A 13,479-nucleotide genomic window follows, 5' to 3' on the forward strand; every position below is an offset into this window, starting at 1 on the left:
ACAAAGGCCTAGCTGTGTCCGCGTTTCGAAATTTCATGGTGTGATCGATGCTCAAAACTGCAATTCTCTCCGCCACCGGCCTTTTCGTCGTGATCGGAGCGGCCTCGGCCGCGGATGTCACGGCGCTCAAGCCCCCCGCTCTCCCGCTCGGGTCCGTGTCCTTTCCGAATGGCAAGTCGATCGATCTCTCGGTCGGCTTCGGCTCCGGCGCCTACCACCGGCCGGGCGATCCGGAAAACGTCTTCTACACGATCACTGATCGCGGGCCGAACATCGATTGCAAGGGCGACGCAAAGAAGCTCATCGGCCTCGACGAAAAAGCCATGTGCGACGGCAATCTCGACGGCAAGGTCTTCCCGCAGCCCGGCTTCACGCCGACCATCTATCAGATGACGATCGGCGATGACGGTGCGGTCAGCGTCACCGAAACGACCCCGCTGCGCGGCCAGGACGGCAAGCTGCTGAGCGGCCTGCCCAATCCGCTGACCGGAACGACGACCGAAGCCGGCTATTCTCCGGAGGGCAAGAAGATCACGTCCACGCCCAACGGCTTCGATTCCGAGGCGATTGCGCGTCTCGCCGATGGCAGCTACTGGATCGGTGAGGAATACGGCGTGTCGATCGCCCATGTGGCCGCCGACGGCAAGGTGCTGGAACGTCTCGTGCCGGCCGGGCTGGAGAGCGACTACGCCGGGGCCGACTATCCCGTGAAAGGCGCGTTGCCCGCCATCTTGATGAAGCGCAAGCTCAACCGCGGCATCGAGGGCCTGTCGGCCTCGCCGGACGGCTCGACGCTGTACTTCTCGATCCAGAGCCCGCTCGCCAATCCCGACAACGCGGCTTACAAGAAATCGCGGACCGTGCGAATCTTCAAGTTCGATCCGAAGAGCGAGAAGGTTCTGGGCGAATACGCCTATCCGCTCGACGAGCCCGCGACGTTCAAGGCGGACAGCGCCAAGAAGACGCCCAAGCAGAGTTCGGTGAAGGTGTCGGAACTGACGGCCCTTGGCCACGATCAGCTGCTGGTTCTCGAACGCATCTCCAGGACCACGAAGCTCTACAAGGTCGACCTTGCCGCCGCCAATCCCGTGCCGACCACGTTCGACGATGCGGCGCTGAGCCCCAGCCTGGAGCAGCTGGCGCCGAAAGATCTCGCCGCCGCCGGCGTCGCCGTTCTTTCCAAGACGCTGGTGCTCGACAGCGACGATCTCCCCGGCATGCCGGAAAAGATCGAGGGTGTCGCCGTAATGGATCCGAGCACGCTGATCCTGACAACCGACAACGATTTCGGCATCGCCGGCGCCGACAGCGCCATCGTCAAGGTGCATCTCGACAAGCCGCTCGCCGCGGTGAACTGAGAACGGGGTCGAAGTCGCCCAAAAACAGAAGGCCGGCGTCGAACGCCGGCCTTTTTTATTGCAGACCGATCGATCGTCTCCGTCGCGCGGTGGCAACACGGAAGACGGCCTAGCGGCCCCTCTGAGGCCGGAGGGGAAACCGCAAGGCGGCGGATACCGGAGGCTTGCCGCTGTCTCTGGAGGCTCGCCTGAACCGGTTTCGGGTCCTTACCAGGGCTGCCTTGCCGGCCCCACGGTGAACTCGTTGACCGTGGTGTCTTCCGGCATGTCGAGCGCGAAAGCGACCACTTCGGCGATCCGGTCCGGCGATATTCCGAAGTCGGCATAAAGATCCTTCATGCCTTCGGCCGTTTTCGTGTCGGTGATCGTCGTGAGAAGCTCGGTATTGATGGCCGCAGGGTAGATGGTGGCGGTCCGAATATTCGTGCCTTCCATGGCCGATTCCATGCGCAGAACCTCCATGAAGTCCCGCACGAACCACTTGGTGCCGCCATAAACGGCGCTTCCGGGATAGGCCTTCAAGCCGGCAACCGAGGACGTCGCGAGGATGTGGCCGGATTTCTGGCTAAGAAAGGTCGGCATGACCGCGGCCACGCCATTGAGCACGCCCGTGATGTTGACATCCACCATCTTGTGCCATTCGTCGGTCTTCAGCGCGGAGACCGGGCTGCTCGGCATCAATCCGGCATTCAGGAAGATGGCATCGACGCGGCCGAACGTGTCCTTGGCGAGTTTGACGATCGCATCGTTTTCCGCCGGACTGGTCACATCCAGCACCTGATGGATGGCGTGGCCGCCAGCCTCGCCGATATCTTCGGCGATCTCTTTGAGCCTGTCTTCGCGCCGCGCGCCAAGCACCACCTTCGCGCCCCTGTCGGCGAGCAGTCTTGCCGCCGCTTCTCCGATGCCGGAAGACGCGCCGGTAATAATGACGACTTTATCCTTGATCATGCTCGATACTCTTTTTGCTTGGTCCGTTCAGGCGGCGTATTGCTCGTCCGTCACCTTTTCCATCCAGTCGACCGCCTTGCCGTTCTGGACTTCCTGAATGGCAGTGTGGGTCATGGCGGCATCCGGGGCGGCGCCGTGCCAGTGCTTTTCGCCCGGCGCGAACCAGACGACGTCGCCGACCCTGATTTCCTCGATTGGTCCGCCCCAGCGCTGCACACGCCCGACACCGGCCGTAACGATCAGCGTTTGCCCGAGCGGGTGCGTGTGCCAAGCCGTACGCGCGCCCGGCTGAAACGCGACGCTCGCTCCCTGAACCCGTTCCTTGTCGACCGGGTTGAAGAGCATTTCGACCTCCACCGCCCCCGTGAACCAGTCGGTCGGGCCGGGGCCGGTCGACCGGTTTTCGGCGCGAATGATTTCCATGTTGCTCATCCTTTCCTCGGGTTTGTTGCCTTGGCTTCCTTGTCTGCTGGCAAGATAGGGAACGATGCGCTATTCGATTAGATGCGATAAATCGGATGTACTATTGAACAGGCTTCAATAATGGCGCGGGACGAATTCAGCGAACTGCGAGCGTTCATCGCGGTTGCCAACGACAGCAGCTTCACTCGGGCGGCCGCCAAGCTGGGTGTCTCCACCTCGGCCCTCAGTCACACCATCCGCGGGCTTGAGGAGCGCCTTGGCCTGCGGCTTCTCACGCGCACGACCCGCAGCGTTTCGACGACCGAGGCGGGCGAACGGCTTTATCGCTCGGTCGCGGCGCATTTCGATCAGATCCGCCACGAGATCGACGCCTTGAGCGAATTGCGCGACAAACCGTCAGGCACCATACGCGTCAGCTCAGCGATCCATGCGATGGAGATGATCCTGCGGCCGAAGCTGGCGGCGTTTCTCAGCGAGTATCGCGATATCAACGTCGAGATATCCATCAACAACGGGTTTATCGACATCGTGGGCGAGCACTTTGACGCCGGCGTCAGGCTGGGCGAGTCGATCAGCAAGGACATGATCGCGGTCCGCATCGGACCCGATTGGCGCTTCGTCGTCGTCGGTACGCCCGACTATTTCACACGTCGCTCCGCGCCGGAGCATCCCGGCGAACTGACCAATCACCAATGCATCAACCTGCGCATGGCATCCGCCGGTGGCCTCTATGCCTGGGAATTCGAAAAGGACGGGCGCGAGTTTGAGGTCAGGGTCGCGGGACAAGCCACATTCGACAGCATTTTTCCCGTGTTGCACGCAGCCGTCGATGGTCTCGGGCTTGCCTATGTCCCGGAAGACCTCGCGCGTCCCTATATCGATGGCGGTCGATTGCTGTCGGTTCTGGATGACTGGTGCCCGCCGGTGCAAGGGTATCATCTCTATTACCCAAACCGGCGGCTGGTCTCGCCTGCCTTCACCGCGTTCCTGGAGGCGATGCGATACCGGCCTTAGAGCCCGGCCCGAAAATGGTATTCCGACACGCCAGTTCTGCAATCTGGGCATTTGTCCCTGTAGAGAACACAGGCACGATTGTCATCCCCGGCGGCATTCGGGAGCTCCCACAGAGATCCCCAACGGCCTCCAATTCAACGACGGCAATAACACACGGTCTTGCTGGCGACGACCTCCAAGGCGGTCTCCTGCCGGTCCCTCCATCCCGCTCTCGGCATCGCCGGCCTGTCTGAGAGATTCCCGCCTCCCATAGAGTGGATGCGGCGCGACTGAAGCGACATGATTTCCCGCGGTTCTCTGGGTTACCGATCCGGGGGCACTTTCCATCAGCTAGTTCGCCCTCGGCAAGGTAGGCGGCCATTCCCCGCCCTCCAGGTGCACCGCTCAATCTCTGGGCCTTGGCACGTTGGATGTGCAGGCGTATCCCAATGAGCCATGACCCAAAGCTCTTCTCCCGATCCGTTCGGCGCCCTTGTCGAGCGCCTTGACCTTCCCCCTGTGAAGAACGGCCCGCTCGACGGGATGCGGTTCACGGTGAAGGACAATATCGACATTGCCGGTCACCGAACGTCCTATGGCAGCCCCGCATGGCGGGACGCTCATCCCGCCCCCATACACAATGCGCTCTGTGTCGATCAGCTGCTGGCGGCCGGGGCGCGGTGCGTGGGCAAGGCCGTCGCGGATGAGTTCACCTACAGCCTCGACGGGGAAAGCCAGTTCTTCGGCACGCCGCGCAACGCCAGGGCGCCGGATCGCATCCCCGGCGGGTCGTCGAGCGGCTCCGCCGCCTCCGTCGCCAACGGGCTGGCGGACTTCTCGATCGGCACTGATTCAGGCGGCTCCATACGGGTTCCCGCCAGCCTGTGCGGGATCTGGGGCATGCGCCCGTCCCTGCACCGGATCTCGGAGGCCGGCGTGCTGCCCTTCATGCCCGGTGTCAGCACGGTGGGCGTTCTTGCGGCAGGTTTTGAACATCTCGACGCAGCGGCGCGCGTCCTGCTGCGCAGCGGCGCAAGGCCGAACATGCCGTTGCGGCGGCTCTTCGTGCTAAGCGACGCGGTGGAGATCGCCGATATGGCGGTGCAGGAGCAGGTCCACGCCGCGCTGAAAGCGATTGCGTCGCGAACCGGCCTCGTCCCGGAAAATGTCAGCTTCGCAGAGCTCATTGGCGAGGACAGACCGCTCAGCGATTGCAACCTGAAGGCGCTTCGCGATCTGCAAACGGCGGAATTCCAGAGCACGGTCGGCAACTGGATCGAGACCGCCCGGCCCGAACTCGGCGCCACCTTCTCCATGGCCTACGGCAACGTGCGCGATTTCGACCGGATCGCGACGCTCGAGAGCCTGACACGCTGCGAGCGGCTTTTCGAGCAGATCAACGCCGCGCTGCCTCCCGGCACGGTCATCTGCTTCCCGACCACTCCGGTCATCGCCCCCCTGAAAGGATCGCTGAACACGCTCGAAGCGGTGATGGCGTTCTACGATCCCACAATGACCCTAACCGCGTTTTCCGGGGTCGGTCGCCTGCCGGAAATCTCCGCCCCTCTGCTGAGCGTCGAGCGGTGCCCCGTCGGCCTCTCCTTTGCCGCCGGGCACTATCAGGATGAATTCCTGCTGGCAGCGGTGCAGACGATGCTTGAGCCTCCGGCTTGCTGATAATCCGCTGCCGGATTTCTCTCGTGTCGTCTCTCAGATTATCTATGGAAGGCACCCGATACCGGCGCCCAATCGGCGGCGGCCACTGCCAAATGCACGGTGCAGACGGGGCTTGGCGCAAGCATGAACGACGTCGCCAGCGCAGAGGCCGTGAGGTTGTGAAGACAACTCATCATGCACCAGCGCTGTGTACCGGTTAGAGCGCCAGAAACCCAGCAAAACGGGATTATGCAATGAAATCAACGAGAAAGAGTGGTGGGCGGTGAGAGGCTCGAACTCCCGACATCCTCGGTGTAAACGAGTGCCATTACACAAAAAACGGCAGAATTCCGCCATTTCAAAATAAGAACATAACGTGAACATTCTTCAAAAACAGGGGGTTTCCGAGCGGTTTCTGAGCGGGGAAGCCGTGAGCCTAAACTTCCGGCTCTCTGGCCCGGATTGCGGACGCCGCCGATGAGCCTTTCACCCGCGATAAAAACGCGTCATTTTTGACGTATGGACACAGTGCAACCCAATAACTCTCGTCTCAAATCCGGAGGCGAAGGAGTGAGCCATGCAGAACCTGAAACAGGCTCGTGAAGAGCGCGCGCCGAATGACGATCTCTTGCGGACACGGCTGCCCGGCGCGCTGAAGGCGCGTATCGAGGCTGCGGCATCGGTTCTGGGTCTCGACGTCTCCACCTTCGTGCGCCGGACACTCGCCCGCGAGAGCGAAGACGTTCTGAAGGCTCAGACGCGCCACGATATGACGCCGGCCGATATCGAGGCTTTTACTGCGGCACTCGACACGCCACCCGAACCGACGCCTGCGGCCGCGCGCGCGGCAAGCCGGTATCGCACCCGGGTGGTGTACGCCGACTGATTTCGACGTGGAAGACGGAGGAGAAGACGCGACCGCCCAGCGCATAGCCTGGTACGCCAAGCATGGTTTTCGGGCTTTCCCGAGTGCGCCATTGAAGATGTTTTTGCCTATCGCCACAATCCGGCAGACCTACGCGCAGCTCAACGCCGAGATTGTAACGACATAGACCGGCGCCGTCTCCTCAACCCTTCACTTCAGCGCCCCCTTGAACCCCGCCCACACGGCCGCGATAACCGCCGTCATCGCAGCCGTGAGGAACACCGTGATCATCCTGCCCTTCATGGCCTCGGCACCTTTTCGGGTCTGCCGCAGGAACAGCATGTCGGCCTGACTGGCGCGCGGGTCGTCAACGTCGATACCGGCGCGCCTCAGCGCCTCCCCCGTCCCTTCCCGGCTCGCCTCTTTCACCAGCTGGCGCATGGCCGCCAGATCGGCTTCATTCATCTCGCGCATCCCCACACAGGCTTTCGATCGCCGCGTTCAGTCCAACGATCTGGCGCCGGGTTTCTCTCGTGTCTTCTCGCGAATAACGGATCGGCTTCAACGCATCGCCGCAGGCTTGGGAGACATCAGTCTCGAAGGTTCGGGTCGCTGTCGTCTGGCACGCCGCCAGAAGCATCAAACCGGGCAATGGCAGCATCAGAAGCAGCTTCAGCCTTGTTCGCGGCATCCCTTGATGCCTCCAGTTGGGCCGCTATCGCCTCAGCCGCCCCGGCGTCGAGGAGTTGCCTGTCTCCAAGGAACCCGACGAATTTCCGGAGCAGCGATAGCGCGGCCAGGATGATCTTGAGCCACGTCATGAGCGGTTACACGGCCGGAGACGAGCCGGTATCCTCGCCGTCCTGCCCGGCAACGATCGCAGCATTCGACGCATAGGCGTTGCCGATGGTCCTCACCGCGTCGGCATTGGTGTTCTTGCCGAAGTTGATGGCCAGAAAGTTCAGCACCGCCAGCACATAGCCCCACCACCGGTTATCGCTCCTGGTGGCGGTCGCCGCGGTGATGGCGTTGGCGATGAGCACAAGCGAGGCGATCACGCTCCAGATGGTCGCCGCGTTGTCGGACCAGAAGCCCGTCACGGTCGAGATCCAGGCGGTATCCGCGGCGAACGCGGAGCCGGAGGTAAGCGCCACACCGGCAAGGCCCAGAACCACAGAGAAAATGCGCATATCAGTCTCCATCGTCCCTGATCGAGCACAAGGAAGCCCGCCGCCAGCCAGGGACCAGCCGGCGCGGGAAAGGATTGATTGTCGGAATGGATAGAGCCCGGCTTATCGGGATGCTGAGCGGGCGAGCAGGATCGCGCGATCCAAAACCCCGGTATCGCCCGGCTGGAAGCGGGCGCGGTAGCCTTCGACGCGGTGCGTCCAGCCCCGCCCGAAGGTGGCAAAGGTGGAAAGCCGATGCAGGAACGACATGCGCCGCTTGCAGACGGCAGTGATCAAGGATTCGGGGTCGGCAGCACGGGCAGCGGCAAGCGTGATGTTCCCGATGATCCCGTCCGCCCGGATGCCCAGGGCGCGCTGCAACGCCTTGACCGCCCGGCGCACGCCGGAGTTCACGGCGAAATCGAACACCGCGAATTCCACGCCTGCGGGCAGGCCGTCGCCCCTGATCGCGTCCCAGTACTGGCTTCGATAGATCGAGGCGACCTCGTCGGCCGTGATGTGGCGAACGCTTTGCGTGCTTAGCCCCAGGCGTTTGCGATAGGCGGTGTAGACGCGCTGCGTTACGCCCCTGTTCGTGGCGCCGCCGGGATCTTTCGGATGGTCGATGTAGCCGCCCTCGTAGGCCAGCACCCATTCCAGGCACTGGCGGTAGTTCTGAAAGGACATGGGAATCCTCATACGTGCAGGCACAAAAAAGCCCGCTTGGGAGCGGGCAACGAGCGGTCTGGTTTTCGGAGCTGGTCAGCCGCCCCGCGCCGCGGCGAATGCGGCATCGATGGCCGCTTGTGTCGTCACCTCGCCAGCATCGATCGCGGCCGCGACGGTTTCTTCCGCCGCAAAGCACGTCGCGACATGGGCGAGCACGGCATCGGACATGGCGACGATCGCCGCCGCATCGAGCGAGAACCAGCCGTTCAGCGCCTTCCAGGTGGTGGTGAAGTCGGCATCCGCGCCGGCCTTCACCCGCGCCGCCAGGATCTTGCCCTGGCTGTCGCGGTCGGTCGCGATCTCCATGGTGTCGACGACGAGCCCGCCGGTCTCTGCACCGAAGCGGATAGAGGCGAGATAGGCCTTGAGCTCGTCGGCAGACGGCGCGGGCGTCGGCGGCGCGCTCAACGTCCCGTCATCATGGCGGACATAGCCGGTGAACACGTTGTCCTCCACTTCGATCCAGCCGTCCGCGATCACCCCGGCGACAGCGGCGCGGGCCGGTTGCAGAATGATGGTCGTCCCGTCCGCGCCCATCTCCGCGATCTCCTCCACCGCCTCTTGCGGTGAGACAGACCACACCGGAACCTTGCTGATTGTGCGGACGATGCCATCGGTGACCAGAGCGTATTTCATCAGGCGATCCTCCGGAACATGACCTCGGCAAATGTCTCAGGCCCACCGTGGTTGACAGCCACGCCAAGGGCCTGGTCGGCGTTGGTGTTGACGTATTGCTGAAACTCGACCGATGCGGCGGAGGCGAGCACGAAACGCCCGATCACACACAGCGTGCCTGAGTTGGAGTCGCTTGATCTGGCGTAGTAGGCGAAGCCCTCGCAAAGCGTGACGTCATTCGTCACGTCCTGAAGGCGCAACTGCGTGGAACTCGTCGCATAGGTGGCCGCAACGCCGTGAACGAGATACGTGCCGGCAGGGAGCGTCACCCGATTTTCCGCAAGGCTCGCGGACGGGATGTTGTTCGCCTCGATCGTCTGCAACGGCCGCGCGAACCAGACCTTTGTCGCCTCCGCATATCCCCCCTTCTCGCCGCTCGGGCGTTCATCACGCACCCAGAGGATCGCATCCCGAGCGGCGGCGACATAGGCCGTGTTCGCGACGCGCAGGGAGTTGTCGCCCACTTCCTGCCCGGGCACATGAAGCTCCGAATAGATGCGCATGACGCCGCTCGCGCGATCCACGGCGAAGATCGTTCCCGATGCCGTTCCGTCGTCGTGATAGGAGGACAGGGCGAGATTGGAGCCGGCATCGCCTCCCGTCTCGGCGGCTGCATTGGCGTGCAGGGTCCAGCGGTTGAAGCCTCCTGTTTGCCAACGGAACATGGCGCTCATACCGGACGGGGCGTCCGCGTCGATGAATGCGCTGCCGCTCTCCGAAATGACGCGCACGCGGGTATTGCCGGCCGCCCGGCGCAGGACGAGATCGCCGCCGCTCGTGATCGTCCCGCCAACCGACCAGTTACCGGCGACACCCGCGCGCGAGGCCTTATTCTGGTCGAGGTCTTCCAACGCCGCCTGCACATTTGTCGAGGCGATCCCGCCGACAGGCTCGACCGCGATCAGCCTCGCGGGCACCCCCACGGCGCTTTCCGCTTGCGCCGCAAATCTCTGCGCCTCTTGCCGTGCAGCAATCGCCTTTTCTTCCGCCGCTTCTGCGCCATGTCGTGCCGTCGAAGCGGCTGCCGCGTCAGCTGCCGCGGCGCGTTGCGAACTTGCCGCGGCTCTGGCGGAGCCCGCCGCGGAAGTCATATGGCCCTCAAGGGTTTCCGGATCATAGGCGACCGTCTCAAGGCGTTGGTCCGCCCCCATCCGCGCGACATGCCCCTTCGGCCAGCTCGTCGGGACTTCCAGCAAGGGAAGTTCCCCTTCCTGCGTGGCCGGGACCGCCATCGATCGGGATGCACGCGCCTCGACGGCCTGAATACTCAGCGCCATCTTGTCGAGCGCATTGGAAATAACGGCCGTATCGAGTTTCGATCCGTCAAACGCGTAGCCCTGGGCATAATCGCTGACGAGCGCGATCGTCAGATAATGCCCCGCGGGCAGAAGCGACGGATCGAATTGGATCGCGCCGGTGGAGAAGGCGCCGCCGCTCACGGTGAACTGGTCCCCGTGCGTCCAGACTGTATTCCGCCCCTGGGCATCCGTTGCGATGACCGACAGATCGCCGGCATCGTGGAACACAAAGTCGATCTGGGCGGTGCCGGTGACACCGTCGCCCATGACCTGAACCCGTCCCGTCGTAAACGCGGGAATTGTCATGTCTGTTTTCCTGATTGGATGAAGAGCAGTGGGAAGTCAGCAGGCTCGCCTCAGACCCGCCGTATCACCGCATGATACTTTTTGTTTGACTTCGGCGCGTATCACGCTATGATACATTCCATCAGAGGCGATGATGATACGGTCATTCAAGGACAAAACGACGGAGCGAATTGCAGAAGGCAAAGCTCCAAAGGGCTTCCCTTCAAACTTGGTTCGCTCAGCCGTGCGCAAGCTCACAATCCTGGAGAATGCCACGGGCCTTGATGATCTGCGGTCCCCGCCGGGAAACCGCCTGGAGGCTCTTCGCGGCGACCGGGAAGGGCAGCACTCCATTCGAATTAACGATCAATGGCGGATCTGTTTCGTCTGGGCAGAGGGCAATGCCCACGATGTCCAGATCGTCGATTATCACTAGGACCAAGGAGAACCGAAATGGCTGCCGTTCTTCCTCCGGTTCATCCCGGAGAAATCCTTCGCGAGGAATACCTTGTTCCGCTTGGTCTGAGTGCCGGTGCACTCGCTCGCAAGCTGGGCGTCCCCCGCACGCGTATTGAGCGCGTTGTGAAGGAGGAAACCGCGATCACGACTGACACCGCATTGAGGTTGGCCGCACTCTTCCACACGTCGCCGCAGTTCTGGATGAACCTCCAGACCAGCTATGATCTCAAGATCGCCGAAAAGCGGCTGGCCGGCGAGTTGCACCGGATCGAGACGGAAGAGCGCCTTGCATCCTGACGGCAAGGATCAATTGGATTGCTGAGCCCTGCTCTATCGAGCGTGGTCACTCCACCGCGTTTTCAAGCGCGGGTCTGACCTTTGTGTTCAGCAGAGTACGCGCGCCGGGCAGAGTGCCGCCGGGCACAAGGCGAAGCATCGCCTTCGCGCCGTGCCTGTCGACCTCGCCCCTTGCCACCTGTGAGGCGATCGTCACCAGATCCTGGACGAGCCCGACGCTCGGCCCAAAAAGGGCGCCCATCCAGTTGCGCGAGGCGTAGCGCGAAACCGTGCCGCCGGTATCGCGATCGCCGGCCATCGTCTGCAAAGCCGACGTAATGGTGACGGGCACCGGCCCCACATGACTCACGCCGATCTTGTCCATGGTGTTGGAGATCTGAAACGGGATCGCCAGCAGCCCGGAGCGATCGAGGCCGTTGGCGATCCACTCGCCGGGATTGTCCAGAAGCCGCTCTGCCCGGTCGTCGTCGCCGCGCTCCTTGTACTTCGCCCACGATACGAGCATGCCCAGCGCGGTCGAAAACACCATCTGTTCGGCCAGCCGGTGCGGGCGCTCCTGCAAGCCGGCAATCAACACGCGCTGGTGACTGGCAAGCGCAAACGACTGAAACTGCGTGACGACCTTGCCCCAGTTGGAATGCGTCCACAGAGGCGTATCGGCCACGCCTTTCGTGACGATCGTCCGGTCAACATCCTTGTTCAACGCCGCCGCGAAGGCCCGGCGCGCGATATCGTCGTCCCACGCTTCGACATTGGCGCCATAGACGTTTTTCTCCCGCACGCCGTGGGTACGGAATTGCGCGGCAATGCGCCGCATCATCCCGTCATCGAAGCCCAGATAGGCCATGTAGGCCCGCTCTTCTCTCGACATGGCGCCGGGGCGGAGCGCGTTCCGCATGATCCGGTTTTGCGTCATCACCGCCGCCATGGTTTTCATGGTGTCGTTCCACGCGCCCAGAAACGTCAGACGGGAAAACACGTTGGAGGAATTGGAGAGAAACCGCTCGAAGGTGGAGCCATAGGCATATGGGTCCGTCAGCTCCGCCAACTGTGCAAGCCGGCTCTGCAGCACGGTTTCCGTAACCGCCCCGAGAGCCCGCGCATCGGCCCGGGAGATCTTCGCCGCCCTGAGCCGCGAGACGAGAATGGGGAGGCCGTCGCGCATCGTCGCACGCACACCGTGCACGGCAACCGAACGTGACAGATCCGAAAGGCTGGAGAGCGCCACGCCGCCCAAGAGCCGCATGTAGTTGAACGTCAATGCAGCCCGCGTCAGCCTCCCCCAGTTGGAATTCTGTTCGGCCGAACGATATGTGCCCCGGATCATGTCACGGAACGCCGAGAGGTTGACCTTGTCCCGCTCGAAGGCCTTCTTCAGGCTCTTGCGCTCTCGTTCCGTTTTGGCCGCATCGAGCTTCTGGTGATACTCGTCGTCCAGCGCCTTGAACTGGTCGCGCATGTCGGCCCGGCCGAATTTCGCGGTCAGTTCCACCTCGGCGCCGGCCGTGCGCGCATACTGGCGCGTGATGGCTTCCATGTCGCTGACAAGGAAGTCTTCCAGTTCCACATCCGGAATATGGAGCGTGCGCCCCTTAAGCGGCCCCCGCGTTGCCGGCGTCAGCCATTGCGGCATATCCCCCTGACCGTTGCCCGTGACGTTGTCGTAAACCGAGTTGACGATCTCGTTCACGTAGTCGTTGAAGTCCTCCGGCGAAATGAAATCCGGGGCGTCCGCGGCCCCCTTGGGCAGAGACGGCTTCAGCTCCTCGCCCTTGTTGACGGTCCGCGCGATGCGGATTGCCTCCTGCCGGTCCTGCGCCTTGCGCACGGCATCGGAGACATGCCTTCGCACGATCGCCTTGAACTCTGACGCGCGGGCGATGATCTTTGGCCGGTCATAGACACGCGTCACGTAACTCAGAGCGGTGTCGAGGTGCAGGTCGTCGGGCAGGATGCGCAGTTCCTGCATGCGTTTCAGAAGGGGATCAAAGATCTTCTGACGCGCCAGTTGCGCCGCTTCGCTCACGAACTCGTTGCCGTCCGGGTCCACATCCCCGCGCCGGGCGGCATGGGCAACGGCCTCCGTGAACGCACGGCGGCGCCCCTTCCATTTCCCCGCTTTGCGCGCCGCGCGATAGAGCTTCTTTTCCCCGCGCAGATATTGGGCAACCGCGCCGCGCTCGTAATATTTGACCAGGTTCTCGACACTCGCCCCCGTGGACGAGGCATCGCCGCCGTGCGTCAGGTCACTGCCGAGCGACCGGCCTTCCATGTTCATCCTCGTGTAGATGGGATTGTCCACGAGGCGGGCATAGGTCGCC

At 62.9% G+C, this 13,479-nt stretch carries 15 protein-coding genes; 6 read left to right on the top strand and 9 right to left on the bottom strand.

Annotated features, from left to right (window positions below; all coding sequences use genetic code 11):
- Window positions 1-47 precede the first annotated feature (47 nt).
- Complete coding sequence (locus V2L18_RS20650; RefSeq protein WP_336180226.1) at window positions 48-1,358, top strand: esterase-like activity of phytase family protein; 1,311 nt, start codon at window positions 48-50, stop codon at window positions 1,356-1,358.
- A 207-nt stretch (window positions 1,359-1,565) separates the two neighbouring features.
- Here the strand turns inward: V2L18_RS20650 and V2L18_RS20655 are convergent, their stop codons facing one another.
- Together V2L18_RS20655 and V2L18_RS20660 are read right to left on the bottom strand one after the other, a co-directional pair.
- The gene (locus tag V2L18_RS20655; protein WP_336180227.1) at window positions 1,566-2,309 is read right to left on the bottom strand and encodes an SDR family oxidoreductase; all 744 of its coding nucleotides are present in this window, start codon (window positions 2,307-2,309) and stop codon (window positions 1,566-1,568) included.
- Between the two features lie 27 nt (window positions 2,310-2,336).
- The gene (locus tag V2L18_RS20660; protein WP_336180228.1) at window positions 2,337-2,732 is read right to left on the bottom strand and encodes a cupin domain-containing protein; all 396 of its coding nucleotides are present in this window, start codon (window positions 2,730-2,732) and stop codon (window positions 2,337-2,339) included.
- A 120-nt stretch (window positions 2,733-2,852) separates the two neighbouring features.
- Here V2L18_RS20660 and V2L18_RS20665 point away from each other — a divergent pair, with 120 nt between their 5' ends.
- The 3 genes from V2L18_RS20665 to V2L18_RS20675 all read left to right on the top strand — a co-directional run bounded on the left by V2L18_RS20665 (window position 2,853) and on the right by V2L18_RS20675 (window position 6,267).
- Window positions 2,853-3,746 (top strand): LysR family transcriptional regulator, encoded by an 894-nt coding sequence (locus tag V2L18_RS20665; RefSeq protein WP_336180229.1) that lies wholly within the window; start codon window positions 2,853-2,855, stop codon window positions 3,744-3,746.
- Between the two features lie 435 nt (window positions 3,747-4,181).
- Window positions 4,182-5,402 (top strand): amidase family protein, encoded by a 1,221-nt coding sequence (locus tag V2L18_RS20670; protein WP_336180230.1) that lies wholly within the window; start codon window positions 4,182-4,184, stop codon window positions 5,400-5,402.
- Window positions 5,403-5,958: 556 nt separating this feature from the next.
- Window positions 5,959-6,267 carry a DUF1778 domain-containing protein gene (locus V2L18_RS20675; RefSeq protein WP_336180231.1) on the top strand — a complete coding sequence of 103 codons (309 nt, stop codon included), beginning with the start codon at window positions 5,959-5,961 and terminating at the stop codon, window positions 6,265-6,267.
- A 189-nt stretch (window positions 6,268-6,456) separates the two neighbouring features.
- Here V2L18_RS20675 and V2L18_RS20680 read toward each other — a convergent pair whose 3' ends face one another.
- From V2L18_RS20680 to V2L18_RS20705, 6 genes are all read right to left on the bottom strand, one after another.
- Window positions 6,457-6,711, bottom strand: coding sequence for a hypothetical protein (locus V2L18_RS20680; protein WP_336180232.1), 255 nt, complete (start codon window positions 6,709-6,711; stop codon window positions 6,457-6,459).
- A gap of 125 nt (window positions 6,712-6,836) precedes the next feature.
- On the bottom strand, window positions 6,837-7,067 hold the full coding sequence (locus tag V2L18_RS20685) for a hypothetical protein (RefSeq protein ID WP_336180233.1): 231 nt from the start codon (window positions 7,065-7,067) through the stop codon (window positions 6,837-6,839).
- A 6-nt stretch (window positions 7,068-7,073) separates the two neighbouring features.
- On the bottom strand, window positions 7,074-7,436 hold the full coding sequence (locus V2L18_RS20690) for a hypothetical protein (RefSeq protein WP_336180234.1): 363 nt from the start codon (window positions 7,434-7,436) through the stop codon (window positions 7,074-7,076).
- Between the two features lie 102 nt (window positions 7,437-7,538).
- The gene (locus V2L18_RS20695) at window positions 7,539-8,102 is read right to left on the bottom strand and encodes a glycoside hydrolase family 108 protein (protein WP_336180235.1); all 564 of its coding nucleotides are present in this window, start codon (window positions 8,100-8,102) and stop codon (window positions 7,539-7,541) included.
- A 75-nt stretch (window positions 8,103-8,177) separates the two neighbouring features.
- Window positions 8,178-8,780, bottom strand: coding sequence for a DUF4376 domain-containing protein (locus V2L18_RS20700; RefSeq protein ID WP_336180236.1), 603 nt, complete (start codon window positions 8,778-8,780; stop codon window positions 8,178-8,180).
- Entirely contained in the window at window positions 8,780-10,423 is a 1,644-nt protein-coding gene (locus V2L18_RS20705) for a hypothetical protein (protein WP_336180237.1), read from the bottom strand. The genes V2L18_RS20700 and V2L18_RS20705 overlap by 1 nt, the downstream gene beginning before the upstream one ends.
- A gap of 133 nt (window positions 10,424-10,556) precedes the next feature.
- On the opposite strand from V2L18_RS20705, the gene V2L18_RS20710 reads away from it, so the two are divergent.
- Both V2L18_RS20710 and V2L18_RS20715 read left to right on the top strand, forming a co-directional pair.
- Entirely contained in the window at window positions 10,557-10,838 is a 282-nt protein-coding gene (locus V2L18_RS20710; protein WP_336180238.1) for a type II toxin-antitoxin system RelE/ParE family toxin, read from the top strand.
- Between the two features lie 17 nt (window positions 10,839-10,855).
- Window positions 10,856-11,158: a HigA family addiction module antitoxin gene (locus tag V2L18_RS20715; RefSeq protein WP_336180239.1), complete on the top strand. Its 303-nt coding sequence runs from the start codon at window positions 10,856-10,858 to the stop codon at window positions 11,156-11,158.
- Window positions 11,159-11,204: 46 nt separating this feature from the next.
- Here V2L18_RS20715 and V2L18_RS20720 read toward each other — a convergent pair.
- On the bottom strand, window positions 11,205-13,479 hold a 2,275-nt coding region (locus V2L18_RS20720), incomplete at its 5' end, for a hypothetical protein (protein WP_336180240.1).

The sequence above is a fragment of the Breoghania sp. JC706 genome (genome assembly GCF_037026715.1).
GTDB lineage: Bacteria > Pseudomonadota > Alphaproteobacteria > Rhizobiales > Stappiaceae > Breoghania.